The sequence below is a fragment of the Sorangium sp. So ce394 genome, assembly GCF_051474665.1.
Taxonomy (GTDB): domain Bacteria; phylum Myxococcota_A; class Polyangia; order Polyangiales; family Polyangiaceae; genus Sorangium; species Sorangium cellulosum_D.
In genome coordinates this window covers 7590847-7617339 of sequence record NZ_CP150339.1, presented here as the reverse complement: position 1 = coordinate 7617339, position 26493 = coordinate 7590847, and the positions used below count along the sequence as shown (strand labels likewise).

The 26493-nt window shown below is 73.1% G+C and carries 18 protein-coding genes; 5 read left to right on the top strand and 13 right to left on the bottom strand.

The annotated features are described in order from the left end of the window. Positions 1–64 precede the first annotated feature (64 nt). Entirely contained in the window at positions 65–991 is a 927-nt protein-coding gene (locus tag WMF33_RS27710) for a hypothetical protein (protein ID WP_437331442.1), read from the bottom strand. Between the two features lie 147 nt (positions 992–1138). Between WMF33_RS27710 and WMF33_RS27705 the strand changes: the two genes are divergently transcribed. Continuing rightward, entirely contained in the window at positions 1139–1663 is a 525-nt protein-coding gene (locus WMF33_RS27705) for a hypothetical protein (protein WP_020737493.1), read from the top strand. Positions 1664–1759: 96 nt separating this feature from the next. Here WMF33_RS27705 and WMF33_RS27700 read toward each other — a convergent pair whose 3' ends face one another. From WMF33_RS27700 to WMF33_RS27690, 3 genes are all read right to left on the bottom strand, one after another. Further along, positions 1760–2023: a hypothetical protein gene (locus WMF33_RS27700; protein WP_437331441.1), complete on the bottom strand. Its 264-nt coding sequence runs from the start codon at positions 2021–2023 to the stop codon at positions 1760–1762. A 121-nt stretch (positions 2024–2144) separates the two neighbouring features. Further along, positions 2145–4016 carry a DUF885 domain-containing protein gene (locus tag WMF33_RS27695; RefSeq protein WP_437331440.1) on the bottom strand — a complete coding sequence of 624 codons (1872 nt, stop codon included), beginning with the start codon at positions 4014–4016 and terminating at the stop codon, positions 2145–2147. Positions 4017–4153: 137 nt separating this feature from the next. Beyond that, entirely contained in the window at positions 4154–5047 is an 894-nt protein-coding gene (locus tag WMF33_RS27690; protein ID WP_437331439.1) for an SCE4755 family polysaccharide monooxygenase-like protein, read from the bottom strand. A 643-nt stretch (positions 5048–5690) separates the two neighbouring features. Here WMF33_RS27690 and WMF33_RS27685 point away from each other — a divergent pair. Beyond that, positions 5691–7712, top strand: coding sequence for a lipoxygenase family protein (locus tag WMF33_RS27685; protein ID WP_437331438.1), 2022 nt, complete (start codon positions 5691–5693; stop codon positions 7710–7712). 316 nt (positions 7713–8028) lie between these two features. Continuing rightward, positions 8029–10170 (top strand): cytochrome c peroxidase, encoded by a 2142-nt coding sequence (locus WMF33_RS27680; RefSeq protein ID WP_437331437.1) that lies wholly within the window; start codon positions 8029–8031, stop codon positions 10168–10170. Between the two features lie 71 nt (positions 10171–10241). Here the strand turns inward: WMF33_RS27680 and WMF33_RS27675 are convergent, their stop codons facing one another. Both WMF33_RS27675 and WMF33_RS27670 read right to left on the bottom strand, forming a co-directional pair. Then, positions 10242–10901: a carbonic anhydrase gene (locus WMF33_RS27675; protein WP_437331436.1), complete on the bottom strand. Its 660-nt coding sequence runs from the start codon at positions 10899–10901 to the stop codon at positions 10242–10244. 151 nt (positions 10902–11052) lie between these two features. Next, positions 11053–15003, bottom strand: a complete 3951-nt coding sequence (locus WMF33_RS27670) for a M36 family metallopeptidase (protein ID WP_437331435.1) — start codon at positions 15001–15003, stop codon at positions 11053–11055. Positions 15004–15702: 699 nt separating this feature from the next. Between WMF33_RS27670 and WMF33_RS27665 the strand changes: the two genes are divergently transcribed. Continuing rightward, on the top strand, positions 15703–16662 hold the full coding sequence (locus WMF33_RS27665) for a diacylglycerol/polyprenol kinase family protein (RefSeq protein ID WP_437331434.1): 960 nt from the start codon (positions 15703–15705) through the stop codon (positions 16660–16662). 2 nt (positions 16663–16664) lie between these two features. Here WMF33_RS27665 and WMF33_RS27660 read toward each other — a convergent pair whose 3' ends face one another. The 7 genes from WMF33_RS27660 to WMF33_RS27630 form a co-directional block, all read right to left on the bottom strand. Then, complete coding sequence (locus tag WMF33_RS27660; RefSeq protein ID WP_061622278.1) at positions 16665–17306, bottom strand: HD domain-containing protein; 642 nt, start codon at positions 17304–17306, stop codon at positions 16665–16667. A gap of 255 nt (positions 17307–17561) precedes the next feature. Continuing rightward, positions 17562–18422, bottom strand: a complete 861-nt coding sequence (locus WMF33_RS27655; protein WP_437331433.1) for a mechanosensitive ion channel family protein — start codon at positions 18420–18422, stop codon at positions 17562–17564. A gap of 322 nt (positions 18423–18744) precedes the next feature. Continuing rightward, positions 18745–19635: an SUMF1/EgtB/PvdO family nonheme iron enzyme gene (locus WMF33_RS27650; protein WP_437331432.1), complete on the bottom strand. Its 891-nt coding sequence runs from the start codon at positions 19633–19635 to the stop codon at positions 18745–18747. A gap of 618 nt (positions 19636–20253) precedes the next feature. After that, the gene (locus tag WMF33_RS27645; RefSeq protein WP_437331431.1) at positions 20254–21474 is read right to left on the bottom strand and encodes a matrixin family metalloprotease; all 1221 of its coding nucleotides are present in this window, start codon (positions 21472–21474) and stop codon (positions 20254–20256) included. A gap of 1 nt (position 21475) precedes the next feature. Further along, entirely contained in the window at positions 21476–22045 is a 570-nt protein-coding gene (locus tag WMF33_RS27640) for a hypothetical protein (protein WP_437331430.1), read from the bottom strand. A 361-nt stretch (positions 22046–22406) separates the two neighbouring features. After that, entirely contained in the window at positions 22407–24422 is a 2016-nt protein-coding gene (locus WMF33_RS27635) for a DUF4139 domain-containing protein (protein WP_437331429.1), read from the bottom strand. Positions 24423–24538: 116 nt separating this feature from the next. Beyond that, positions 24539–25021 carry a peroxiredoxin gene (locus WMF33_RS27630; RefSeq protein ID WP_437331428.1) on the bottom strand — a complete coding sequence of 161 codons (483 nt, stop codon included), beginning with the start codon at positions 25019–25021 and terminating at the stop codon, positions 24539–24541. 280 nt (positions 25022–25301) lie between these two features. On the opposite strand from WMF33_RS27630, the gene WMF33_RS27625 reads away from it, so the two are divergent. Continuing rightward, the gene (locus WMF33_RS27625) at positions 25302–26459 is read left to right on the top strand and encodes a hypothetical protein (protein WP_437331427.1); all 1158 of its coding nucleotides are present in this window, start codon (positions 25302–25304) and stop codon (positions 26457–26459) included. Positions 26460–26493 lie beyond the last annotated feature (34 nt).

Genomic DNA, 26493 nt, shown 5'->3' with positions numbered 1-26493 from the left:
GCAATATGGTTGCTTTCTGGTGCGTGTCCCACGGGCACGGGGCAGGTGGGCCCGGGAGGTCGCTTCAGCGCGGGCGTCGGTCGTGGAAGAGGAGCATCTCGATCGTGCCGGCCTCGCGGAGCCACGGCTGGTCGTGCGGGCCCGGCAGGACGCGGAGCGCGTGGGGGATCGATCGCTTCGCGAGCTGCGCGGCGAGGGCGGCGTTCGCGTCGTGGAACGGGTCGCCCTTGCTGGTGAGCAGGTGGAGATCGCGCGGGCCGGTGGCGGCGACGGCCCTGGCGAGCCGGTCGGCGTAGGCGGGGGCGCGGTGGGCGCTGATGGCGGACTGCACGCCGCCCCAGGCGCCGAAGAGCTCGGGCCGGCGGAGGAAGACCTCGATCCCGACGAAGCCGCCGAGGGAGCAGCCGTCGAGCGAGGTGCGGGCCGCGTCGTCGAACACGGGCGCCTCGGCGCGGGCGCGGGGCAGGACCACCTCCGCGAGCCAGCGCGCGTAGCCGTCGAGCGCCGCGGAGGGGTTCGGGGCCTTGTGGACGTTGGGCGTGTACGGGCACGCGATCGCCAGGCCCCGGAACGGCCGCACCGCGAGGGCGGCGTTGACCTCGGCGAGCCGCGCGTCGGTCCAGTCCTTGCGGCGCGACGTGCGCCCGAGCGGCGGGCGGCGGAGCCGCTCGTAGGAGGACCCGAGGCCGTAGCGCTCGAGCCACGCGAAGGCGCCGAGGCGCTCGTCGCCGGTCTCGCCGAGGCCGTGGAGGAGCACGAGCAGCGGCGCGCGCTCGCCCGGGGCGAGGTGCCTCGGGACGAGCAGCGTGAACCGCCGGCCGAGGGCGCGATCGCCGGGGACCTGGAGGTCGCGGACGTCGAAGGCCGGCGGGGCGGAGGGCGCCGGCGGCGGCGGCGCGGCGGAAGGGGCGCCGGCCGGGTCGGCGAGGGCGGCGCGCGGGGCGAGGGCGGCGGCGCAGAGGGCGAGGAAGGGGCGCCGGGGGAGGAGCATGGGGGGAGTGTCGCAGCTCGGCTGCCCCGGGCCAGCTTGTCGGGGCTCCACGGGGATCTCGAGGGTCTCCGGCGGCTGACAGGAAATGACCGAGGCGCGCCGACGGGGTGGACGCGGCGGGCGCCGAGCGGGTACATCGGGGCGCCCATGGCCACGACGCACGACGCGACCGACGAGACGCACGACGAGGTGGGGCAGGCGCGCCCCGTTCGCCCCGAGGACCAGGACCCGAAGCTGTGGAGGGGCCAGGGGTGGACGGCGCGGGTCATCAAGAACGAGGACGACGACGGGTGGGCCGTCGAGATGACGTGCGACGGCCAGAGCGAGCCCTCGCTGGTGGGGCCGTGGACCATGGGGCGCGACAAGAAGAACCCGAAGCCGCTCGACGCGAGCGCGTTCGCCACCCTCGTGAAGACGGCGAACGAGGTGCTGGCGCGGCACGTCCAGCAGCGCCGGGCGCAGCTCCACCGGAACGTGACGGTGGCGGTCGAGGGCGGCGCGCGGGTGCGGGTGGACCTCGACGTGGTGCCCGACGAGGACGACCCCCACGCGATCCTCACCGTGCACGACGCCGCGGGGGAGGTCGTGTCGCGGTCGCGGGTGCCCGCCGACTTCAAGCTCACCACCGAGAGCGCGCGCAGGTGGCTCGAAGGGGGCGTTCCCGAGGCGTGACGGGCGCGCAGCCGGTCATGCGCCCCATCGCCGGTCACGCGCCCTTCGAGGTCGCGGCGCTACGGCCGCGAACGAGCGGGCCGCCGAGCCCCGCGCTCAGCCGGAATGGCCCGGCGTCCAGGCCGGCGGATCGCTCGCCGGGAACGACTCGTCCGACGCCTCGTCCTCGGGCTCGACCGGCGCGTCCGGCGCCTCGCGCGGCGAGAGCGCGCCCCCGCGGTCGACCGGCGTCTCCGGAATCCGCTCCCCGCGCGCCTCCTCCTCCGTCTCCGTCTCCGTCTCCGTCGGCTCGGGGCCGGCCGCGGCGCCCTCGGGCGCTTCCGGCTGTCGCTTCACCGCCGTCTCCTCGCTCGCTTCCATGCGTCCCTCCGCCGCTGCCGTGCCCTCCTCGACAGCTGGAGCTGCCGAGGCGCGCCGCAAGGGGATCCCCGGCGAGATCGAGGCCGCTCTCTCTCGCCCCCGGCGCTCGCCTCGCCCTCGCTCAGAGCGCCGGCTGAGCCCCCACGAACCGCTCGATCACCGCCTTGCGCAGCAGCTTCGGCGGCAGGATCCCCTGGGCGAGCACGAAATCGTGGAATCGCTGTGCGTCGAAGCGAGGGCCCATCCTGGACTCGACCTCTGCCCGGAGCTCCATCAGCCGGGTGAACCCGTAGAAATACGACGTGGCCTGCCCCGGCGCGCGGAACGTGTAGCGCTCCACCTCGGACTGCGCGAACGGCGCCGACAGCACCACGTCCTTCTCCAGGAAGGCGCGCGCGGCCGCGGGCGTGATCTTGCCGGCCTGGAGCTCCGGGTCCAGGAAGGCGCGCGCGGCCCGCAGCAGGCGGTATTGCAGCGAGACGAGCTGACCCTCGGGCGGCATGAACGGGAGCACGATGGCCTCGGCGTAGAGGCCCCACCCCTCCACGTTGGCGCTGTTGTCCGCGAACATCGCCCGGGCGATCGAGACGCCCCGCTCGACCAGCGAGGCGAACTGGAGCTCGTGCCCGGGGCGCGCCTCGTGGGCGGTGAGCGTCCACGAGGCCGCGGCGTGGGTGAAATCGTCGACCTTCCGCAGCCCGTCCGCGGCGCCGGGCGGCGCCGGGAGGCTCAGCGGCAGCACGAACTCCCCTTGTTCGCCCTGGTTGTCGAGCAGCCGCGGCGGCCGCATGTGCGGCGCGGGCGTCTCGGCGCTCTCCGCGGCGGTGCCGAGCCGGATGCGCGCCGGCCGCTCGGGCAGGGTGACGAGGCGCTCTTTCCGGATGATGGCCTCGATCTGGGCGAGCCGCTCCTTGTAATGCGGCAAGATCGCCTCGCCCACCAGCTGCTCCTGCTTCAGGGCGCGGATCACGTCGCGGTAATCCGCGCTCGGCAGCTTGCGCGCGGCGGCGACCGACACCGAGAGCTTCTGCATCTGCGCCTTCAGATCGTCGAAGGCGGCGTGGGCCAGGGACGCGAGCTCGGCGGGCGGGAGATCGACGCCATACGACTCGAGCGCGAACGTATAGAGCGGCGGCGGCAGGGCGAAGCCGACCCGCGCCCGGGGGAGCACGTCGGCGCGCAGCGCGGCGTCGTATGCCTCGAGCTGGCGGTTCAGCGCGGCGAGCGGCTCCTCGTGGCCGCTGATCGCGTATTTCCGGAAGAGCTCGCCGATGCCCTCTCGCACGCGGGCGTTCGTGGCGAGGTGTCGCTCGATCTCCATCCTGGACGGGGCGAGCAAGCCGGGTTTCCCGAGGTCCTGGGTGAGCCTGGCCCTGGCCTGCTCGGCGATGGGCGCGTGGCCCCCCTCCAGGCCTGCGTAGCGCCGGAGCCGCGTGAGGGCCATGGCCCGCCGCGCCGGCGGGTTCCGGTCGTCGAGCAGGACCGAGATGCCCGTGAACACGAGCCCCGTCACGTGCACGTACGAGACCCGGTGCTTCTCGTCGAGCTCCGAGCCGCGCACCGCGCGGTCTCCGGCGTCCAGCAGGATCTGCAGATCTTCGGCGACCGCCGGGTCCTTCTCGGCCTCTCGCCGCTTCTGGAGCTCGACGATGGCCGCGCGGTAGGCCGCGCGCTCCCGCGCGTCGACCCCCGGCGAGAGATCGGTGACCTCCCCGTCCGCGCGCTCGATCCCCGCCGCGCCGGCGTGCTCCGGCGAGAACCGCGCCAGCACGTCGAGGAGCACCTGCGCGTGCTCGTTGCTGCGCTGGACCCACGCCGGGGTGCGCGGGCCGGCCGCGGGCGCGGCGGGCGGCGCCGCCTTCGCGCTCGCGGCCGCCGGGGGCGCCGGCGAGGGCAGGGGAGCCGGCGCGGCGGCGGGTGGCGGCGTTTCGCGGGCGCACGCGGCCACGAGCAGGGAAACGAGGGCGAAGGGGCGGAGGGCGCGCAGGGCCATATCGCACCTCTGGCACAGGCGCGGCCGCGAGCCAATCACGACGAAGCCACATGAAGGCGGGAAGGCGGGAAGATCATGAATCTTTCTCCCCGCTTCCCGCCTTCATGTTCAAACCCGGCAACCACCCGCCGATGTGCTCAGCGGCGGCGGCGCCAGCGCAGGAGCCCGAGCGCGATCAGGCCTGCGACGGTGGCGATCGTCGGGTCTTCTGCGGCCCCGACGCGGCAGCCGCAACCCGACGAAGAGGCGTCGGACGCGTCCGCGCCGCCGCTGCCGCCGTCGCCGCTCGCGCCGGCGCCGCCGTCGCCGGCGCTGCCGCCGGAGGACGCGGCGCTGCCGCCGTCGCCGGAGCCGCCGCTGCTCACGCTGCTCGATGCAGCAGCGCCGCCCTCGCCGGACTCGCCGCCTGCGCCGCCGGACCCGGTGGGCTCACCCTCGCGCGGGAGGATCGTGACGGTCGCGCAGTGGTGATAGAAGCAGCCGCCCGGGTTGTTGATCCCGTGGTTCGACATGAACTCGCTGACCTGCAGCGTGCAGTTCTCGCAGGTCAGATCGTCGGGGAGCTTGATCTCGACGGTCTGCTCGCCCGTGAACGCCGACGTGTGGACGAGCAGCCCGTCCGCCACGAGGGGGAGCTGCGGATCGGTCTCGATGACGGTGGAGCCGCACGGCGTGGCGCCGGGGGTCACCTCCGGATCCGGGGGGAGGGACTCCGCGTTCTCCGCGATCGACACGCGGTAATGGCCCGGGTGGAATATCGTCTCGTCGATCCTGAGTTTGATCGTCTGACCCTGGACATACGTGGTCACCTCGCCGGTCAGCGCGATCGGGTTCCCGGGGTCCGCCTGGCCGCAGGGCGCGCTCTTCTGCGGGTCGCCGAGGTCGCTCTGCTCCGAGTAGCAAGCGGGCTCGAGCAGGGCGAAGTGGGCGTGGGCCACGGCCGGGTCGATGGCGGCGAGGGCCGCCGCGGCGAGGGTCGCTGCCGCGGGCGCGCGCCACGGCGCCTTGGGTCTCATTCGTGATGTTCGCATCGCAATTCTCTAGGTCAGGAGGTGGTCTCGCGGCCGCGCCCGTGGAGACTCGTTGGCTCTCCTCCGGGGGCGTCGCGGGCGGCTACTCTCCACCACCGCTTGTCCGCCGCCAAGCCCGAACTCGCCGCGGCGACGACACCCGAGCTCGCGATCGCCGCGGCGACGACAACCAAGCTCGAACTCGCCGCTGTCAGCGGTCGCCGGACCGCGGCGGCGCGCTTCCCGGGTCGACGGGCGCCCCGCGCCGGCCTCGGCGCGGCAGCGCCGGCGCCAGCCGCTCGCCGTCGATCCGGAGGCCGCCGTGGCGCGCCGTCGACCACGTCGCGGGCGCCGGACGGCTCGATGGGATCGACCGACGGCGCCGCCTTCCTTCGCGCACGGGCTGGCGCGCGCCCCGGGCCGGCCGGGCGCGCTGCTCGGGCTCGGCTCCTCGCCGCCACACGACGCAGCGATGTCACCGGACTGCCTTCATGTCCTCCGCGGCGCTGTGGTCGATTCTCGTTTCGTGTGGGCGTGAGCGCGAGGTGCGCGCCCGGCATCTCTCGACTGCCGATCTGCAGATCAGGCCACGCGCCGGATTGTCAGTCGTGTGGACCCGGCGTAGCGTGGTGCTCCTTGCAGTTCCTCCAACATCGAGGGCGTCATGAGTAACCCGTCCCTGCCTCAAAACGACTCTCCCGCGGAGCAGCAGCAGCGCAAGAGCGAGCTCGCTCGGGCCCAGCAGACGTACGTCTACAACCACGACACCCGTCTATCGCCCCTCGGGGTGGCCCAGAGCGTTCCGAACGGACAGGGGTTTGCCCCCATCCTGGTGGGATCGGCGGCGCTCGTCATCCTCGATCTCGTCGGCAACGTGGTGGCGAAGGCGTCCAAGCTGGTGGGCTCCGACGGCTCGCTCCGCAGCCCGAAGGGCGCCCCGCTGGACGACGCGACGAGCGCCAGGATCCAGGGCGTCCTCCACGATCTCAAGCAACGCCATCGGGAGCTCACCCTGACGCTGACGCCGCTCCATGGCGAGCCCGAGCGCGCCCCCGCGCCGCCGCCGCGAGCGCCGGCGGCCGCGCTGGTCGAGGGGTTCGCGCAGAAGTTCGTCACGACGGCCGAGAACCGCGCCCTGGAGAGCGCCCTCGGCGCGACGAACTATCCCACCAAGAAGGTGGGCGATATCATCAAATCGCTGCTGGATACGCTGCTGAGCGCGGCGGGGAAGCTCCTGCTCGATCTGGTCGGGATGTATGGGCAGGCGACCAGCGTGTACGACTACGTCTCGGAGTTTCAGACGTTCCGCCTGCCCGAGATCGCGAGCGCCTACCAGGACGACTCGATCTTCGCCTGGATGCGGGTGGCGGGGCCGAACCCGCTCGTCCTCAAGCGCGTCGCGTCGCCCGGCGCGAGCTTCCCCGTGACCGACGCACAGTATCGCTCGGTGATGGGCGAGGGCGACTCCCTGGCGAGCGCGGGCAAGGAGGGGCGCCTCTACCTGGCCGACTACGAGGTGCTCTCGCAGCTCGTGCCCGGGACCGCGCCGGATCAGCAGAAGTACGTCGAGGCGCCGCTCGCGCTCTTCGCGGTGCCCGCCGCGGGCGCGCCGAGCCGCCTGCTCCGCCCGGTGGCCATCCAGTGCGCGCAGACGCCGGGCGCGGCGAGCCCGATCTTCACCCCTTCGGACGGCGTGGCGTGGGAGGTGGCGAAGCTCCACGTGCAGGTCGCCGACGGGAACTTCCATGAATTGATCTCGCACCTCGGGCAGACCCACCTCGTCTTGGAGGCGTTCGCGATGGCCACCCCGCGGCAGCTCGCCCCCGAGCACCCGGTCAACGTCCTGCTCACGCCGCATTTCCAGGGCACCCTGGCGATCAACAACGCCGCCGAGGCCGACCTCATCGCCCCGGGAGGCCCGGTGGACAACCTGCTCGCCGGGACGATCGCGTCGTCCACCCAGCTCGCGGTCGACGCCGTGCTGAGCTACAGCGTCAATCAGCAGTTCCTCCCGGTGGCGCTCGCGCACCGCGGCGTCGACGACCCGAGCGCCCTGCCGAGCTACCCCTACCGCGACGACGCGATGCTGCTCTGGGGCGCGATCCATACGTGGGTGTCGCGATACCTCGCGATCTATTACACGAGCGACGCAGCCGTGCTGGGCGACTACGAGCTGCAAAACTGGATCGCCGAGCTGTCCTCCCCTTCGGGATGCGGCCTGAAAGACATCGGCGAGGACGGGGCGATCCGCACCGTCGCTTACCTGGCGGACCTCTTGACGCACGTGATCTTCACCGCCAGCGCCCAGCACGCGGCCGTGAACTTCCCGCAAAGCTCCCTCATGAGCTTCACCCCGGCGCTCCCGCTCGCCGCCTACGCCCCGGCGCCGAGCATCACCGCGGGCCTGCCGTCCTCGGAGATCTTCCAGCACCTGCCGCCCCTGCAGCAGGCGCTGCTCCAGATCAACGTGATGATGCTCCTCGGCGGCGTCTACTACTCGCGGCTCGGCGACTACGATCGGAACATCCCGGGCGTCTATTTCACCGACGCGCGGGTCCGCGAGCCCCTCCAGGCGTTCCAGCGCGAGCTGATGGAGATCGAGGCGACCATCGGCAAGCGCAACCTCCAGCGCGTCCCGTACGTCGTCCTCCTGCCGTCGCAGATACCGCAGAGCATCAACATCTGACGCTGTCGCGGCGAGGCGGCGCCGCCGTCCGGGCAGGAAGGCGGGAGGAAGGTCCCGATACGGCGGCTCGGCGGGGAGACCGGCTCCGCCGGACACCGCCGCTCGCCCGCCCTGGACCCTTGCCGGTGGGGATCGCCTCGCCCATGTTCCCGCGCGCAGGATCGCATCGCGCTGCCGAGCCCGGGGGGCCGCGGCCGCCTCTCCGCGTCGCCACCTCGTCGAGAGAACATGGACGCATCCATCCCTGGAGTCCCAGCGCCGGGCGAGATCCTCGCGGACAAGTATCGAGTCGAGCGCGTGCTCGGGCGCGGCGGCAATGGGCGTGGTCCTCGCCGCGGAGCACCTGGCGCTCCGGCAGCCGGTCGCGCTGAAGCTCTTGCTCCCGAGCTGCATGCAGTCGGCCAGCGCCGTGGAGCGCTTCCTGCGCGAGGCCCGCGCGGCCGCGTCGCTCCAGGGCAGGCACGTGGTGCGCGTGCTCGACGCAGGGCTGCTCGACGCGGGCACGCCCTACCTGGTGATGGAGCGCTTGACGGGGCACGATCTCCGCGAGGTGCTCCGCCAGCGCGACCACCTCCCGATCGACGAGGCCGTCGACCTCGTTTTGCAGGCCTGTGAGGCGATCGCCGAGGCGCACGCGCGCGGGATCGTCCACCGCGACCTCAAGCCGGCGAACCTGTTCCTGGCGAGGGACGAGCGCGGGGTCGCGCTCATCAAGGTGCTCGATTTCGGCCTCTCGAAATGCGCCGCGGACGACGAGGCCTGGAGCCTCACGAGCCCGAACCTGATCGCGGGCTCGATCCCGTACATGGCGCCCGAGCAGGCGCTCGGCCTGAAGTGGGCAGACGCGCGCGCCGACATCTGGGCGCTCGGCGTGATCCTCTACGAGCTCATCACCGGGCGCCGCCCCTTCGAGGCCGGCCGGACGCCGGAGAGCCTGCTCGTGAGCCACGACGCCCCGCCGGCGGCCGTCAGCGCGTGGGGCATCGACGCGCCGGCGGGGCTCGAGGGCGCGATCCTGCGCTGTCTGGAGAAGGACCGGCTCCTGCGCCCGCAGACGGTCGCCGAGCTGGCCCAGGCGATCGCGCCGTTCGGGACGCTGGCGGCCCGCGCCTCGCTCGAGCGCATCCGCCGCTGCTCGGCGCCGCGCGACCGCTGCTCGCCGTCGCTCGCGCCGACCGAGCCGCTCTCGCCGGCGCGAGGGGACCGGTCGCGCCCCCGCGACGAGGGCGCCACGGCGCGGCTGCCGTCGCACGCGAGCGCCGCGCAGCGGACGGCGTCCGACGCGCCGCCGGGCGCGCACCGGTCGGTGAGCCCGGTCGTCACCTCGGCCGCCGGCGCGGGGGCGCCGGGCCCGCGGCTCACCGCGGACGCGAGCGCGTTCGCGCCCGCGCGGCCTCGGCGGGGATCCTCGGCGATCCTGGCCTTCGCGGTGGCCGCCGCCGCCGCGCTCGCCTGGGCGCTCTCGCGCATGGCGCCGCCGCAGCCGACGCCCGCCGAGATCGCCCCGGAGCGGCTCGAGAGCTTCGCGCCGCTGCCCACGGGGCCCACGACGCCGCTGGACCCGGCCGCCGCAGCGCAGATCAGGCTCGGCCGCATGCTCTTTCAGGACCCGCGCCTGTCCGGGCACCGCGACGTCGCCTGCACCTCGTGCCACCCGCTCGACACCTGGGGCGTGGATCGCAGGAAGCTATCGCGGGGGAGCGAGGGCCGCGAGCCGCCGCGGAACACGCTGAGCATCTACAACATCGCCGGCTATTTCGCGTTCTTGTGGGATGGCCGGCAGGACAACCTCGTCGATCAGGCCAAGGAGGTGCTCCTGTCCCGGAACGCGATGGCGTCGACGCCCGAGGGCATCGAGGCGGCGCTGCGCTCGTCCGAGGGATACGCGCGGGCGTTCGCGCTCGCGTTTCCCGAGCAGCGCGACGCCGTGACGTTCCACAACGTCGCGCAGGCGCTCGCGGCCTTCGAGGCCACGCTGTTCACGAGGAGCCGGTGGGACGCCTTCCTCGAGGGCGAAAAGACCGCGCTGAGCGGCGAGGAGAAGGCGGGGTTCAACGCGTTCGTCGACACCGGCTGCATCTCCTGCCACTTCGGGCCCGACATCGGCGCGACGATGTACCAGAAGGCCGGGCTCGTGAAGCCGTGGCCCAACACGAAGGACAGGGGCCGCTACGAGATCACGCGGCGCGGGGTCGACTGGATGGTCTTCCGTGTGCCCAGCCTGCGCAACGTGGCCCAGACAGGGCCCTATTTCCATGACGGCTCGGTCTCCTCGCTGGAGGAGGCCGTGAGGATGATGGCGAGACACCAGCTCGGGAAGGAGCTGCGCGACAGGGAGGTTTACCTCATCGTCCGCTGGCTCGGGAGCCTGACCGGCGAGATCCCCCGCGCCGACATCGATCTCGACGAGGCGTCTCGCGCGATCGTGACGAACGCGACGAGCCGCGCGGCGCCGTGAGCCCCGGCGCCCCGGGGGGCTCGGCCTCGCCGGAAGCGCCGGAATCAGGCGTCATCGGGCGTGATCGCGCGTCACGCGCGATCGAGGAACGTCACCTCGCCGGTCTCCAGGGCGTACTCGGCGCCGACGATCCGCATGCCCTCCTCGGCGCACAGCCGCTCGAGCAGGCGGCTGCCGTGCCGGAGGTGATCGCACGAGTTGCGCACGTTGGCGCGGACCGCCTCGCGCATCAGGAAATCCTTGGGAGCGTGGCGGCCGGCGACGTTCACCACCGTCTGCACCGGGGCGCGGCAGCGCTCGACGATATCGCGGATGTTGTCGGTGAGGACGCCGCCGCTCTCCTCCTGGAGCAGCTCGCCCAGCGTGGCCTTGATGGCCCCGCAGCGCGAGTGGCCCATCACCACGGCGAGGCGCGTCCCGAAGGCGGCGGCGGCGAACTCCACGCTGCCGATCAGCGAAGGCGCCACCACGTTGCCCGCCACCCGGATGACGAACAGGTCGCCGAGCCCCTGGTCGAAGATGAGCTCGGCCGGCACCCGCGAGTCCGAGCAGGAGAGGATGATGGCGAAGGGCCGCTGCCCGTCCACGAGCGCGGCCCGCGCCCGCTGGCCCAGCCCCACGTGCTCGCTGCGGGCGTCGTCCACGAAGCGCCGGTTGCCCTCGATCAGCCGCTCCAGCGCCTGACCGGCGGACATGGGGGGTAGGGCGGGCGGGGGGTCGGTGATGCTCATGACGGCCGGACACCGTGGTGGAGCGCGCGGCGGGCGTCAATGGGCTGTCGCCCGCCGTGGTGCGCGCATGCATGAGAATCGGCCTCCGAGCGACCTGGTCACCACCGACGCCGCGCTCGGGCCCAGCGCCGGGGCGCGGCCCGCGCGGGGATCACCTCCCCGCGCCGCGCCGCCGCCGCGCCGCGAGCGCCGCGACGGCGGCCGCCGCCCCGAGCGCGCCCAGCGGAGCGCGCGGCGCTCCCCCCGGGATCGCGCACCCGCACCCCTCCTCCGGCGGCGCCGGCTCCCTCGCCGGATCGACCACCACGCTCACCTGGTCGGCCGCCTCCAGGATCCCGTCGCTGACCTTCACCTCGAACGCGAGCGTCGTCGCCGCGGCCACCTCGGGCGCCACGAAGGTCGCCCGCGCGCCGTCGCCCAGGAGCTCGACCGCCGGCCCCGCCGTCTGCGTCCAGGAGAACGTCAGCTCGTCCTCTTCGGGATCCGAGCTCCCCGACGCGTCGAGCGTCACCAGCTCTCCGACCGCGACCGCCTGATCCGCCCCGGCGTCGGCCGCCGGCCCTCGCTGGCAAGAGGCCGTGTCCTCGATGAGCGTCGCGAACGGCTTGTTCTTCACGCCCGCAAACCCGACGTCGTCGAGCTCCCAGCCGGTGTCGCCCGCGGCCTCGTCGGTGCCGACCCGGAACCGCACCCGCACCGTCTTTCCGGCGAACGCGGTCCCCAGATCGACCGACACCCTGTCGAGCTCGGGCCACGACGGGCTCTCGCCGACGAACGCCCTCCGCCTCGCCAGCGGATTGCCCGACTCGCTCGTGATCCTCCCGCCGTAGCCCGGATCCGCGGTCTTCGCGACGTCGACCCACGTCTCGCCGCCGTCGGCGCTGATCTCGATCACCGCGCCGTCCCAGAACGTGCCGTCGCTCGCCTCGAACTGGTGCCGGTGCGCGAACGTCAGCACGAAGCGCTCGGTCTCGCTGACCTCCAGGGGCGGCGACACCAGCGCCGCGTCGGACAGCGTCCCGAGATCGACGCCGCGCCACACGCGGTTCGGCGCGGTCCCCTCGGCGCGCGACCACACGAGCTCGCCGGAGAGCCCCTCGACGGTCCACGTCGTGCTCTGCGTCTCCACGCCGTCGACCGCCGACGACCCGGGGACCTCATCGTAGTTCACGCGGCGCACCAGGGCCTCGACCCGGGTCGGCGTGCACGCCTCGGCGCTCTTCAGCGTCAGGTTGAGCTTCAGGTCCTCGGCGGGCTTCATGTTCCGGTCGAGCTTCACCGGCACGGCCGCGGTCCCGGTCGCGAACGGCGCGATGTCGCCGAACGACACGCGCGCGCCGTCCGGGAAGGTCACCCCGCCGCCCGGCCCCTCGATCGACGCCACCGCGCCGGTCAGGGGCGCCGCGCCGCGATTGACGATCTCGATCGTGACCGTGCCGGACTCCTCGGCGTCGAGCAGCCCGTCGCGGTCGCAGGAGCCGGCGCTGTCGTCGAGCTCCGCGCGGACCAGCGCGATCTCGGGCTGGACCTTGAAGCTCTCGACCACGCCGGAGAGGCCCTGCGCGTCGACGCGCGGCGACACGGCGCACGTGCCGGCCCCGCGCCGGGCGAACGCCTCCGCCATCGCGCGGAAGTCGCCCTGATCGCTGGCGAGCGCGGCGGCCAGCACCGCGTCGCGCTGCTCGGTGTAGGTCGGGTTGGCGGGGGCGAGCTTCATGCCGGCCACCACGTAATCGCTCATCCGCCGCCGGGTCTGCTCGAACGCGCGCGGCGGGGTCAGGCCGCCGCCGTGCCGGATCAGCGCGACATAGGCCTCGAACATCATGGCCGCCCAGACCTCTCCGGCGTTGTGCACCTCGGAGTTCTGCGGAGCGGAGACGTTGAGCGGGTGGTCGGGGAGGCGCTCGTCGTCCGAGATGTGGCGGAACGTCAGCCCGTTCTTGGATAAATCGACGGAGTAGGGCGCGCGGCGGATGCCGAAGTAGCTGTCGCCGAGCGCCGCGCTCCCGTAGCTCGAGAGCGGGTAAGCGCCGTCGAGGTCGTCGCCCTCGCGCAGCGCCATGTGCAGCGCGATGAAATCCCCCCACCCCTCGCTCTGCGCGCCGCACATCTGGGTGCTGCACGCGACTTGACGGAGGTGGATGTAATGGCCCCACTCGTGCGCAACGATGGTGTTGTCGATCGTCCCGTCGCGCTCCACGCTGGGCTCTCGGGTCATCGTGACCCTGAGCGGCGCCTGCGCCCCGGCGAGCGCCGCCTTGAGCGCGCTGCCGTCCTCCAGCGAGACGCTCTGGGCGGGCGTCGTCACCTCGGGGTCGTCGCCGGCGAGCCGCGGGGCCCCGTCGCTCTCGCGGTTGTTGGCGATGATGACGCCGACCGCGCCGGCCTCCTGCGCGTTGCGCGCCTTCTCTGCGAAGGCGCACCCGCCGCGGTCGACGAGGGCGACCTTGCCGGCCACGTCGCTCGTGATCGGCCCGCACGCGTCGCCCCGGGGCGCGACGTCGTCCTCGCCGAGGGCGAGCTCGCCGGTCACCTCGTAGCGCTGCGGGCCGAACATGGCGGTGTTCGACGCGTAATTGGCGTTCTGCGGCGTGACGCTGAGCGACCGCAGATCCGGCCCGGTCCACAGGTACATCTGCATCCGCGGCGACGCGCCGTCGTACGTCGCGTCCATGTTCGCGTTGTCGCGGCTGCCGCCGGTCGCGTCGTCCTGCGCCTCGGCGAGGAACGGGTCCCCGTCGAGGCCGCCCCTGCCGAGGTTGTCGCGCTGGGCGTTGCCCGCGGCCTCGGTGAAGCCGGAGTCGTAATACCAGTCGTGGAGCCAGTTCGTGACGTAGAAGACCTGGGTGACGGCCGCCATGATCTGCTCGGGCGCGGCGAGCGGCTCGGCGCGCAGATCGTAGGTGTAGTCGAACGCGCCCGGCCCCGAGAGCTCCGCGCGCGTATCGCCGCTGGAGAACCCGTCGGGCGCGTTGTGATCCGCGTAGGCGTCGACGTTGTTGCCGCGGGTCGAGGTCGCGTCGGCCGGCAGCCACGGGTCGGCCCGGCCGTCCGGGTTCGTGTTGAAGCCCTCGATGGAGATGAGGCTCGGCGCGATGAACCGCGGGAGATGGCCGTCGGGCCGCCCGGTCGGGTGCGGCGACATGTCCGCGAGGGGCCCGCCGAGCGGGGTGTGCTTGTCGTCGTCCTCGGCCCAGACCCGGTAATCGAAGGTCGCGGCGTGGGAGAGGTTTTCCCGGTAGAGATACCGCCCGTCGCTGGCCCCGAACACCCACGCTGTCGCGTCGGAGCTCGTGCGCTCGGCGTCGCCCGAGACGAGCTCGACGAAGTAGCCGGGCACGACCCGGTCGGGCAGCGGAAACAGCACCTTCCTGACCCGCGCCGGCTGCGCGAAGCGCAGGCTCCCGGCGCGCTGGCGCGCGTGCGCGGTGTCCGCGAGGTCGAAGAGCCGATATCCACCCTTCGCCTCGCCGAGGTCGCGGAGGTCGGCCGTCTTGATGTCGATGCGGTGCGCGTCGCGCACGGCGCGGACGACCGCCTGGGCCGGCGCGCCGGCGAACGCGCGGCTGCGCTTCGAGCCGGGCCGGAGGGAGCCGGCGCCGGGCGGCAGCGCGACGGCCGACGCGTGCAGGTTGCCGCCGAGGGCGACGAGCGTGAGGTCGCGCTTCATGAGCACCTTGAGCTCGCTGCGGAAGACCGGGATCCCGTCGACGTCCTGGCCCAGCGTCACGAGGATGCCGCCGCGCCCGGTGTCGTGGACGTGGCGCACCACGGCCGTGTCGAGCGCGGCCTGCGGCAGGTGGTAGAGGCGCGCGTACCGCTGCACGTACCAGCGGGCGGCGGCCTCGGCCGTGCTGTGGGTGGCGGCCGGCGGGCGGTGCTCCGGCGAGGTCGCCCACACGAACGTCGGCACGCCGCGCTGCGGGTCGGTCGACGCGACGACGGCGCCCGGCGCGTCGTCGCTGGCGACGCGCGCCACGCCGGGGGGCAGCGCCGGCGGCTCCCTGAAATAGGCATCGTGATTCGGGCGCTCCCGCGCGTGGGCGAGGGGACCGGCGAGCAGCGCGAACGACAGCGCGGTGTACCGAACTGAAACCTTCATGTTCCTCGATTCTCCGATTCCGAGGGAACGACGCCTGTTGGCCACGCGCGCGACGGCCGCGCGCTGCGTCCCGGGCGCCTCGCGCCCACCCGTCGAATCCGCGACGCGGGGCACCCTAGCCGCAGCCTGCGTGCAGGGGAAGCGCGACCGCTCGCGCCCTGTCCGGCGTCGTAAGGCGCCTCTCATGCGATCTCACCGCGGCGCTTGTCAGGGCGCGAGTCCGGCGGCTCCGAACCCGACATGGAATAAAGAGGATACCGTCGCGCTCCACTCCATGAATCCATGAATCCATGAATTGCGCTGTTGGGATCGCTTCCCGCGCCGCGGGGCGCATCGGCCGCGCGCGTGCGTACTCGACCGACCTGGGCAGGAGCGAGGGCTGTCGCGCCCGCCGCCTCCGCCGGCGTCGGGCCGGGTGGGATCTGGGGAGCGATGGCTCAGGAGGCCCCTGATCATGCGGTGCGTCGTCGCTGCGCGGGCTCATGCGTCGGCCGTGCGACACGGGCTCGTGCGGCGTCGGCCGCGTAGCCACGGGCTCGTGCAGCGAGGACTCGAGCGTGAAGGCGGTTACGCGGTCATGCGCGCCGCGGCGCGCCTCAGCGGCGCGCGCGCGGCGAGCCAGCCCACGTACGCCCCTGCGGTATGACAAAGCGCTGACATGCCGCGCGGGCCGCGGAGACTATTCTCATAAAAGCCAACGTGATCCACGCCTTGCACGTCGAGACCAAGCTCGTCTCCGAAGAGCTCTGCGCTCTTCTGCGTCAGGTCGATCCCGCGGTCTTCGTCTTCCGGGACGAGCCCGAGGTGCGCGCCCGGGTCGATCGGGTGGTGTTGCGGCTCCGGGAGCTCGTCGTCGCCGCCGAGCGCGACGACGCCGGGGGCGCGCTCGATCGGCTCCGCGACCGCCTCCGCGCGCTGCTCGCGGCGGTCGAGCGCGCGACCCCGTCCGGGACGCCCTCGCCCAAGGCGGCGTGGATCGCGTTCCAGCGCGAGGTCCAGCCTGCCTACGAGTCGTTGCTGCTGACGCTGCGCGGGGTCGTCGCGGCGCCGCCGAGCGTCCGGCCGACGAACCATGCGCGCAGCCTGTGGCACGTGGGCTCGGGGCTGGCGGTGCTCGGGCTGATCCAGCTCCTGCCCGAGCGCGGCTGGCTCGTGGCCGTGAGCGGCGCGTTCGCGGCGGCGGCGTGGTCGATGGAGATCGCGCGCCGGGTGAGCGAGCGGGTCAACGATCGGCTGATGCGGATGTTCCGGCTCGTGGCGCACCCGCACGAGCGGTACCGGGTGAACTCGTCGACCTGGTACATGACGGCGCTGCTCCTGCTGGCGCTGTTCGGGACGCGGCTGAGCCAGTCGCTCGCCGTGGTGGTGCTCGCGGTGGCCGACCCCGCGGCGGCGCTCATCGGCCGGCGCTTCGGCCGCACGCGGCTGCGCGACGGCCGCTCGCTCGAGGGGACGCTCGCCTTCTTCGCGGCCGGCGCGCTGAGCTCCCTCGCGGTGATGTGGGCGCTCGGCCCCGCGTCGCTCTCCTCGCGGCTCCTCCTGGCCGCCGTTGCCGGCCTGGCCGGGGCGGCCACCGAGCTGTTCTCGTCGCGGATGGACGACAACTTCACGATCCCGGTCGCCGTGGCGGCCGCGGTGACCGTCGCCGGCGCGGGCTGAGCTCAGGGCGCCTCGCCGCCGATCTCGACCGCGAGGTGGGCGAGGTACTGCCTCATGAACTCCGCCCGTCGCGCCCCCTCGCGACGCCCGGCGGCCGTCCTCAGGCTCTCGGCGGTCTTGAACAGCTTCACATGGAAGTGGTCGATCGCGTTCTCGCGGTCGTTCCACGGCCGCCGTTCGGCGAACGGATCCTGGGGATCGTAGAACCGCACCCCGAGCAGCCCGCCCACGGCGAAGCAGCGGGCGATCCCGATGGCCCCCAGCCCGTCGAGCCGGTCCGCGTCCTGGACGACCCTGGCCTCGAGGGTCCTCGGCTCGATGCCCGCGCTGTAGCTGTGGGCCTCGATGGCGTGGGCGATGTCCGCGAGGAAGGCCTCGGGGTACGCGACGCTCCGGAGGAAGCGCAGCGCCTCCTCGGCGGAGAGCCGCGAGGCCTGGGAGCGCCTGGGATCGTTCTTGGGGACGTTCACGAGGTCGTGCAGCCAGGCCGCGGGGACGACGACCTCCAGCCTGGCCCCTTCGTCCGCCGCGAGGGCCTTGGCCGTGGCGACCACGCGCGTGAAATGCGCCAGATCGTGGGCCGGATCCTTGCCGAGATCGGTCTGCTCGAGCTTCTTCGCGAAGAGCGCTTCCCAGTCCCTCATCCCTCGCCTCTTACTCACCGAGGCGAGCGCGAGCAACATCGACGGGAAGAGCGAGGGCCCTTCGAGGCTCGCACAGCGACTCCGTGTCAGGACGGCATCTTGCTCCGATGATGAAGGATGGGCTGCGTCCGGTTCATCAGCTTGAGGCGATGGCCGCGCGGGCGAAGCCTGGGCCCCCCGGGGCGTAGAGGATCTGCCCCTTAAGCTCAAGGCCCGTCGCGCGCGGGCCGCCGCGCGCGACCGGTCGGCGGCGCGTCAGGCCGTCGGGTGCGCCTCGGCGCCCGCGCCGCGGGGAGGCGCGGCCGCGAGCTGGTTGATCTGCACGTGCTGGCTCGGGACGGGCAGCCCCAGCTTCCCGAGCTCCTCGCGGATGACCTTGTTGGTGGCGAAGAAGACGTCGCCGTAAGCGCTGCTGTTGCAGAAGGGCCGGACGGCCAGCACGGGCCCGGAGAGGTTGAGCTCCAGGATCTCGACGACGGGCGCGGGCTCGCTGACCACGTTGGGGATGAGCGGGAGGCGCGCCTTCAGCCGGGCGATCGCCGCCTCGTGATCCGCGCCGTGCGCGAGCTGCGCCGTGCAATCGACGCGGCGGAACGGGTTCGCGCTGAAGTTCTGGATCGTGTCGCTGAAGATCTTGGCGTTGCCCACGATGGTGCGGACGTTGTCCCCCGTATCCAGGGCGGTCGCGAAGAGCCCGATCGAGTGGACTGCGCCCGTCACGCCCCCGGCCGTCACGACGTCGCCGGTCTTGAAGGGGCGCAGGAGGATCATGAAGATGCCCGCCGCGAGGTTCGAGAGGAGCCCGGACCACGCCATGCCGATGGCGATGCCGACCGCGGCGAGCAAGCTGGCGAAGGTGGTCGTCTCGACGCCGAAGACGCTGAGCACCGCGATGACGAGCAGGATGTTCAGCAGCACGGACACCGCCGACTCCAGATAATGCGCCAGCGTGACGTCGAGCTTCTTCAGCGCGGAGCTGCGCTGCATGACCGAGAGGACCGCCCGGATGATCATCCGGCCGATGACCCAGACCAGGATCGCGCCCACGATCTTCGTGCCGACGCTCACCCCGAGCGCGACCCCCATGTCCATGTATCGCTGAACTCTCTCGTCCATCTCAAGCCTCCTGGCGACGTGCGCGCCGCTCGCGGGGCGCCCTGTGCAAGGCGCGTGCGCGCCTCGTCGTGATAGAGCTTCCCCCGGCGGGCAGCTCTATCACGCCACGAGGCCGGTCCGCGAGAGGGGCGGCAGAGATCTTCGAGCATCAGCCCTGCGGCCTGCACACCTCAGCGGGCCGCAGGGCCGGCGAGCGCCCGCGCCTCGAGGCGCCGGCGCGCCCTCCTCGCGCGCCGGCGCCCGCAGGTCCTGCCGGGCCCGCGCACGGTCGCTCGCGTCTGCGGTCAGGATGCCGAGATCGGCGCCACGGACCCGCTGGGCCCTACGTCGCCTGCGACTCCACGTCGGCGCAGCAGCGGAAGCCGACCTCGTAGCCGTAGTCGTCTTCCTTGTGAAAGGTCGTCATCGGGCGGCACTGGCTCCGGATCGGACCCCACCACCCGCCCTTGAGACCGCTGCGGTAGGGGGCCTTCTGATCGGTGCGCACCACCCACTCGTTGACGTTGCCGTTCAGATCGAAGACGCCTGCCCACGAGGCGCACTCCGCGCGCGAGCCGGCCGGCTCGCGGCCGTCCAGCCGCGAGAGCTCGGCGGCGCATCGCTCGTTCTGCATGCAGGCCTCGTGGTGGAGCAGCCGCTGCGAGTGGTCCGGAAAGCGGTATTCCCGGTCCTGATTGCACGTCTCGGCGTTCCGCTCGTAGCCGTAGACGTAAGGCAGCGCCTCGGGGCCCTCGCAGGCGAAGTTGAACTCGGCCTCGGTGCACAGCCGCTTGCCCTGCGCCTCGCAGAGATCGGCGGCCTGCTCCCACGAGGTCAGGGTGCGCGGCAGCTCGCCCGGGACGTTCGGGTACTCGTACCGGTCCATGCAGAACGAGAGGCTCTCGTTCTTCTTCGCGACGCACCGCGACGGCTCGCGGAAACGCAGGCACCGGGCGGCCACGCCCGGCTCGCCGTGGCGCTTCGTCCACTCGGGGTGGTATTCGAGGCATTCTTGCACCACCGCGGGGCAATACTCGCCTTCCACCCGCACCATACCGCCGGGGCAGCCCTCGGTCCTTCCGGGCAGGGTGACCGGCGCCTCGATCGCCGGGATTTCGTCCGTCGTGGGCCCGTCGAGCGGCCCGTCGCTCTCCATCTCCGGGGACGCGACCAGCGGGGGTTCGGACTGCGGGGGTTCGGACGGCGGAAGCTCGGACTGCGGGGGTTCGGACATCCCCCCGGCCCCGGAAAGCTCGCGAATCTCGCCGTTTCGAGCGTCCCTTCCCTCGGTGTCCGGGTGACTGCTGCAGCCAGAGGCCGCAACGCCAAGCAGTGTCAGTAGTACCGTGATGCCCTGGGTTCGCACAATGACCTCTTCCCACGTTTGCCTACATCAGCGCACATGCGTGGGCCAAGACTTGTACCGAGCTCGCCTTGTTCGTCCCGCGAGCCTCGGGAGCCGGGTGGAGAGATTGCAAAATCCCGGCCTACTGCCGTGCCCGGCGGTTCGCGGGCCACGCGGCTGCGCGGCCCGTCGTCGACCCGCGGTGTGGCCGCCAGGACGGCCCGGATGGCCGCCCGGACGGCCGGGATGGCCGGCCAGCGCGCGGCCATCTCGGCACACCGTCTTGCGCGCGACGTGCGCGCCCTACGTCAGTTTTGCGGGGTTGGGTGGCCGCGGCCGTGTCGCCGCGCCCACGGTCGGTCTGCGGTCCTCGGGCGGCGCGAGCGGCGGCGCCGCGCCGGGACGATCATCGACGCTCGCCGCGCGCCGGGACGGGGCCCGCCGGGCGGCCAGTGCCCGCCCCGGGGCGGCGGCCGGCGGTCCCCCGGAATGCCCGCGGGCGAGCGCTCAGCGTCGGCGCCGTCGCGAGGCCAGCGCGCCGAGCACGCCGAGGAGCATGACCCCCCCGAGATCGGCCGAGCGGCCGTTCGTCGAGCACGAGCACCCGGAGTCGCTGCCGGACTCCCCGTCGTCGCCCGTCGGCGTGTCGTCGGGCGACGAGCCTCCGCCGCCACCGCCGCTGCCCGAGGCGCTGCTCGAGGCGACCGACGAGCTCGCCGTCGCGCTCGTGGTCGATGCGCCGCCGGCCGAGGAGGTCGACGTGCTGCTCGCGCTCGCGCCGCCGTCGCCGCCGCCTTCGCCGCCGCCACCGTCGTCGCCCCCGTCGACGCCGGCGCACTCGGTGGAGCACTCCGCCGAGCACTCGCCGCAGATGCACTCGATGATACGGACGTAGATGCTGGCGCCCTCCGCATGATCGTCCACGCAGCGCTGCGCGCACGCGTCGTCCACGCACTCGGAGTAACAGCCGGCGAATTCGCGGCACGGGCGCGACGCGCCGCACGCGTCGTACCGCGCCCTGCACACGCCCGTGAGCGAGTCGTTGGAGCAGCTGTTGCACTCGCTGCCGCCGCCGCTCGTGGCGCTCGCGGAGCTCGCGGCCGCGGTCCCGCCGATGGGGTACAGGGCGCACACGCCATCGATGTCGTCGTCCTCGAGGGAGCGGATCGACGCGCCTGCGACGTAGTACGCGGTCATCGTCGAGCCCCGCGCGTCGGAGTGGCCGAGGCCCAGGAAGTGTCCCTCTTCGTGCGTGGCGATCGACTGCGTGTCGACACATCCGTCGTTGCCGGTGTCGTTCCAGCAGAACCCGACGTTGTTGAAGACCATGTCGGCGTCCACGATGGCGTTGCCGAAACCCCAGGCCGGCGTCGTGACGCCGATGACCGAGTTGACGTCGCCGAGCGATGCCGGCCAGGAGTCGCTGATCCAGTGGAACACGCTCTTGCCGTCTCTGTGGTCGTAACGATCGTTGGTGTCGCCGAGGAGGGTGACCCCCCACTCCGTACACCCCACGCTCGACCACGCCTCGAACCCGGCCTGGATCCGGGAGACGGCGATGCCGGCGATCGGGCCCGGGATCGTCGACTGATTGATGTAGTAGCCGACGGGCAGCTGGCCCCAGCGGGGGGTGCTGGGGTCGAGCGGCGTCCACGCGGCGGCCTCGCCAGCGGCGGCGAGGGACGAGAGGGCGCCGAGGGCGGCGGCGAGGGCGACGCGGCGCCTCACCTCACTTCACTCCCGCGAGGCGGACCACGTCCGTCATGAGGCTCTCGACGGGCTCGACCTCCTCGGCGGGCGCCTGCGTGGGCACCAGCGCGCCGCCGTTCCGCCGGACGAGGTGCAGCCCCTCGAGGCTGCGCCGCGCCAGGCCCTTCGTGTCCACGTGATAGACGGACATCGCGAGCGCCGTGAAGTGCCATCGCCCCTTGTCGCCGGGGCGCAGGAAGACCACCGCGTCCTCGCCCTGCGAGAGGCTGGCGTCGCCGAGCACGCGCTGCGTCTTGCCGTTGTAGGTCCCGCCGATCTGCTCCAGCACGATCACCTTCGGACCGCCGTTGCCCGCGCCGCTCTTGAGCGGCTGAATGACCTTGAGCTCGGTGCGGGTCACGATCGATCTCCCGTCGTCGGACTCCGTCGTGTAGGACTTGCCGACGGTCACGCGCGCGACGGTCGCCGACTTGCGCACGAGCTCCTCGCGCGAGAGCAGGACGGCCGTCGTCGCGTCGGCGGGCGCGCCGAGGCAGAGCAGAGCGGCGGCAGCGGACAGGGAGAGCATTGCATTCACGCTTCTCTTCATGTCGATGACTCCTTAAGACCCTCTGTTCTATCCTGAAGCGCGCGCGGCGGCTATACGGGAATCAGGACGGAGCTCGTGCTCTCCGTGCTGCTGTGCAGTACATCTGTCGTGGAGACGGAACATCGCGCGATTGGATGGCGTCATGCCGTCGTTTGCGCCTGTCATCGCGCCCGTCATCGTGCCCGTCATCGTGCAGTTGCTCACCCCTCGTTGGGGGTGGGCCGAAATTTGTGCGGTGCCTGTGACGAGCAGCTCGTCCTCGAGGGCGAGCTCGTCATGTCGCTGCGCGACGGGAGGGAGATCTTCATCGCGCCCGGGAGCAGCGCGGGCCGCGCTTCGTCGGGCCCGCGGCCGGGCAGCCCTAGGGCGCGAGCGACAGGCCGCGCACGTAGTCGGCGAGCGCCCGCTCCGCGCTGGCCACCGCCTCCCGCGCGCCCGGGAGCTTCGCCGATACCGCGGCGATCCGGTCTTCCTGCTCGCTCAGCGCCCTGAGGTACCGCTCCTGGAGCGCGCTCCCCGCGGGCACGACCTTGAGGTTCTCGCGCACGCGCTCCTGCTCGCCGCGCAGCGCCGCGAGCTCGGCCTCCAGCGCCGAGAGCGCGCGCCGCTGGGCTTCGACCGCCGCCCTGAGCTCCGCGATCCGCGCGAACACGGCGCGCAGCGCCTCGGGGATCTCGCGCGAGGACAGGTACACCTCGATCTGCTCGCTGGTGAGGCTCGTGAGCGCGATCGTGTGCGAGACGGGGTGCTCCAGCGCGACCGTGAGCCGCGCCGTCTCGCCCGCGGCCACCTCCCGCCGGATGCGGTAACGGTCGCGCGTCGTCTCGACGCCCTCCTTGGGCTCGGCGAGCTCCCAGCCGGCGAGGCGCGGGTGCTCGATGAGCACGACGCGCGGCTCGCGCGCGGCGCCTACGATCGTGTAGACCGTCACCTTGCGGGCGGTCCGGACGAGCTCCAGCACGCCGCCCTGGATCCGCGCGCGGGAGATCGCCTCCTCGGCCCGCTCCTCGCGGTCGATGCGCACCTTCAGGTCCACGGCGAAGCTCACGAGCCGCGACTCGCCCGGCGGCAGCGCCGCGAGCCGGGCGTCGCCCACGTAGGTGACGACCCCCCCGGCGGAGCGCTCGTAGACCGTCATCGCGCCGGGCGGCAGGCTCGTGTCGCCGTCGTTCCGCAGCCGCACCGAGGCGAGCGGCCGATGCGCGCTCGCCTCCCGCTGGTAGAGCCCCACGCGCTCCGCCGGGATCTCGCGATCGACGATCGGGAGGAGCGCCGTCTGCCCGCTCGCGATCGTGAGGGGCGCCGGGAAGTGGAAGACGACCTGCGTCGCCGCCTCCTTGCGCTCCGGCGCGCGATCCTGGGCCTTCTCCTCGACCACGCCCTTCTCGGCGGGCGCGGGGCCCCCGGCGGGGCCCGCGAGGCCTTGATAGCCCGCGTGCCGCGCCGCCCTGGCCGCGAGCGCCGCGGCGCCATCGTCGAGGCGCGGCAACACGCGCTCGGCGACGTCGACGGGCACCTCCGGGCGGGACACGTAGTAGATCTCGTAGAGCGCCTGGCGGAACGTCACCGGGTTGCCCGACACCAGGGTGAAATCCACGTTCTCCCAGTCGCCGCCGCTCTGGTTCTCCACGATGGCCCACCCGGAGAGCGCGCCGGTCTTGGCCTGCGCGTCCTCTGGCACGGTGAGCCGATACGAGGTCTTCCAGAGCGGCACCTCGATGACGTAGGCCACCCGGACCACCCGCTCGCCCTCGCCGGCCGTGCGCACGACGAGCTCGCGGCGGTTGCGCTGGCGCCGGCTCGAGAGCCCGAGCAGCGCCGCGCTGACCTGCTGCCGCAGCCGCTCCTCGGCGAGCTCCACGCTCTCGAGCTCCTCCAGGACGACCTGCCTCAGCGCGCCGCGTGACATCAGCGCGAGCCAGTGCCGGTTCTCCGAGCCGCCGCCCGGCAGCGCCACCTGCGCCGCCGTGACCGCGACGATCCGCCCGGCGACGATCCCCTCGGGCCCGCGGGTCCGCACCTCGGCGCCGCGCAGGGCGTTCAGCAGGGCGGCCTCGGACTCCAGCGCTCCCTCGTCGAACGGGAGCTCGCGGAACAGGTCGCGCAGCGGCTCCCTCCCGGGAAGCGTGATGTTCCCGGTCACGCCGCGATCGTCATAGACGACGATGCTCTTCAGGACATCGTCGACCTGATCGAGCCGCACCTCGAGCCGGAGCTCGGCGTCGCCGCGCACGCGCGCCTCGTACTCGAAATAGCCGACGCCGCCGGTCGAGAGCACGACCCGGCGCAGCGAGAGCGCGCCCGCCGCGGTCCCAGGCCGGGCGACACCGGTCGCGTCGGCCGCCAGCGTCGCTGTCGTCCACGAGTGATGATCCATCGTCGCCTCCCCCGGCCGAGGCGTGCGATGGCCCCGCCGTGGAGGTTCATAACGCCCCTCTCCAGGGCGTCAACGACGGACGAAGGGGGGAGTTCGCGCGCCGCCCCCGGCGCCCATCAACCGCGGCCGGAGGCCTCGATCCGCTTCACCACGGCGAGCGCCTCCTCGACGTGCCTCGCCGCGCGGAGCTGGGAAGAAAAGACATGTCGAACGACCCCCTCGCGATCGATGACGAACGTCACGCGGCCCGGGAGGAGCCCCAAGAGCGGCTTGACGCCGTAGCGCGCCGCGATCTGCCCGCCGGGGTCGCTGAGCAGCGTCATGGGCAGGCGGTGCTTCTGCGCGAACTGCTCGTGGGATCCCTCCGAGTCGGCGCTCACCCCGATGACCTCGGCGCCGGCCTCCGCGAACGCGTCGTAACGATCGCGGAAAGCGCACGACTCCGCGGTGCATATCGGGGTGTCGTCCTTGGGGTAGAAAAAGAGGACGACGGCCTTCTTGCCCCGAAAATCCGAGAGCTTCACCGCCTCTCGCTTCTGCGACTGCAGGGTGAAGTCAGGGGCGATCTCACCGACGGACAGGGTGGCGGAGCCGAGCATGGCGGTCCTCTACCCGATGCGCCGCGCCGCGTCCAAGGCCGCGAGGCCGCGCGGAGACCCGCCGGCGGCGCGCGCGGCGGCGGCTCCTCGCTCCGGAGCTTCTTCGTGATCTCCCGGCAGGCGCCCGGTCGGGGGGACTCGGCGTCTCCCCGGGGACCGTGCCCGCGCCGGCCCCCGCCCCGGAGAGATCGAGCGGGCGGCGGCCCCGAAGGCGCGCAGCGCGCGCCGGCGGGTCGCCGCGCCGCGCCGCGGGCGGCCGATGGGCTACCCTGGGCGCCCCATGGCCACCACGTTCGCTGCGCTCATCTTTCGACCCGCCGAGATCCCGGACCGCGCGCTGTCCCAGGGCTTTGCCGTGGCGCTCGGCGGCTGGGCCGTCGCCGCGCCGCGCCTGTTCGTCGCGCCGCTCCCGGGCGTGCCCGGCTACGCCGCCGCGTTCTACTCGAGCGGCGAGCCCGCGGGCGGCGGCGACGAGCTCGACCACCTCGTCGAGCTCTTCGAGGACGAGCTCTCCCCGCCCGTCGCCGTGCTCGACGCGGCCGAAGGGCTCGGCCACGCGGGCGCGACGATCTTCGCGCTCGTGTTCTCGGAGGAGGTCGTCCACGACGACGGCTGGCGCTTCGAGGCGAGCGGGTTCGTCCGCCACTTCGTGCGGGAAGGGGAGGACGGTCTCGAGGCCGGCGTGGAGACGCCCGACCGGAGCGACCTCGTCGCCGTCGAGGTCGACCTGCCGGAGACCGCGACCGCCCAGGAGGAGCGCGACGCGACGGATCGCGCGATCCGGCCGCACCGCGGCTCCACGTTCCTCGCGGCCGAGCTGGGGGCACCGGTGCTCGGCGCGCTCATGGGCGGCCTCTTCGCGCCCGAGCGCCGGGTCGCCGTGCACCTCGTCGAGCCGGGGCCGGGATCGATCGCCGCGGAGGTGAAGCGGCTCAACCGGGTGCTCCGGCGCGAGGACGGCCGCGGCGCGAAGGCGGAGCCCCCGCCGCCCGTCCGTGGCGTCGCCCCGCCGGCGACGTACGCGGCGTTCGCGCGCGCCTACGACTGGGCCGATCCGGCGGATCCGGAGGATCTCTACCGGGAGCTCGCGATCGGCGCCGTCGAGGGCACGCTGCGCTTCCTGCGCGAGGACGAGCTCCGCGGCCACGAGCGCGAGGCCGGCTGGGACGCGGCGGCGGCGCGGCAGCTCTACCCGATCGCGCGGCTCTCGGGTTCGGCGCTCGGCGGCGGCGCGGCCCAGCGGGCGATCCTCGCGCTCGGCGCCGACGGCGACGCGCTCTGGGTCGTCCGCGGCGGCACGAGCGCGGCGCCCGCCGGTCCGACGTTCGGCGAGCTCCTGCGCTACCTCGCGCTGGGCTGGTCGCGCCGGAGCGACGCGGAGGAAGACCTCATCGGGGCGCTGATGCTGCGCGCGCGCCTCAGGTCCCTCGGGGGCTGAGCCGATACGCGGGCGGCTGGGCGTCCGGCATTGA

What these genes read in the sequence shown, in the direction of transcription:
- WMF33_RS27710 (WP_437331442.1), bottom strand. Translation starts at nt 991, where the DNA reads ATGCTCCTCCCCCGGCGCCCCTTCCTCGCCCTCTGCGCCGCCGCCCTC.
- WMF33_RS27705 (WP_020737493.1), top strand. Translation starts at nt 1,139, where the DNA reads ATGGCCACGACGCACGACGCGACCGACGAGACGCACGACGAGGTGGGG.
- WMF33_RS27700 (WP_437331441.1), bottom strand. Translation starts at nt 2,023, where the DNA reads ATGGAAGCGAGCGAGGAGACGGCGGTGAAGCGACAGCCGGAAGCGCCC.
- WMF33_RS27695 (WP_437331440.1), bottom strand. Translation starts at nt 4,016, where the DNA reads ATGGCCCTGCGCGCCCTCCGCCCCTTCGCCCTCGTTTCCCTGCTCGTG.
- WMF33_RS27690 (WP_437331439.1), bottom strand. Translation starts at nt 5,047, where the DNA reads ATGCGAACATCACGAATGAGACCCAAGGCGCCGTGGCGCGCGCCCGCG.
- WMF33_RS27685 (WP_437331438.1), top strand. Translation starts at nt 5,691, where the DNA reads ATGAGTAACCCGTCCCTGCCTCAAAACGACTCTCCCGCGGAGCAGCAG.
- WMF33_RS27680 (WP_437331437.1), top strand. Translation starts at nt 8,029, where the DNA reads ATGGGCGTGGTCCTCGCCGCGGAGCACCTGGCGCTCCGGCAGCCGGTC.
- WMF33_RS27675 (WP_437331436.1), bottom strand. Translation starts at nt 10,901, where the DNA reads ATGAGCATCACCGACCCCCCGCCCGCCCTACCCCCCATGTCCGCCGGT.
- WMF33_RS27670 (WP_437331435.1), bottom strand. Translation starts at nt 15,003, where the DNA reads ATGAAGGTTTCAGTTCGGTACACCGCGCTGTCGTTCGCGCTGCTCGCC.
- WMF33_RS27660 (WP_061622278.1), bottom strand. Translation starts at nt 17,306, where the DNA reads ATGAGGGACTGGGAAGCGCTCTTCGCGAAGAAGCTCGAGCAGACCGAT.
- WMF33_RS27655 (WP_437331433.1), bottom strand. Translation starts at nt 18,422, where the DNA reads ATGGACGAGAGAGTTCAGCGATACATGGACATGGGGGTCGCGCTCGGG.
- WMF33_RS27650 (WP_437331432.1), bottom strand. Translation starts at nt 19,635, where the DNA reads ATGTCCGAACCCCCGCAGTCCGAGCTTCCGCCGTCCGAACCCCCGCAG.
- WMF33_RS27640 (WP_437331430.1), bottom strand. Translation starts at nt 22,045, where the DNA reads ATGAAGAGAAGCGTGAATGCAATGCTCTCCCTGTCCGCTGCCGCCGCT.
- WMF33_RS27635 (WP_437331429.1), bottom strand. Translation starts at nt 24,422, where the DNA reads ATGGATCATCACTCGTGGACGACAGCGACGCTGGCGGCCGACGCGACC.
- WMF33_RS27630 (WP_437331428.1), bottom strand. Translation starts at nt 25,021, where the DNA reads ATGCTCGGCTCCGCCACCCTGTCCGTCGGTGAGATCGCCCCTGACTTC.
- WMF33_RS27625 (WP_437331427.1), top strand. Translation starts at nt 25,302, where the DNA reads ATGGCCACCACGTTCGCTGCGCTCATCTTTCGACCCGCCGAGATCCCG.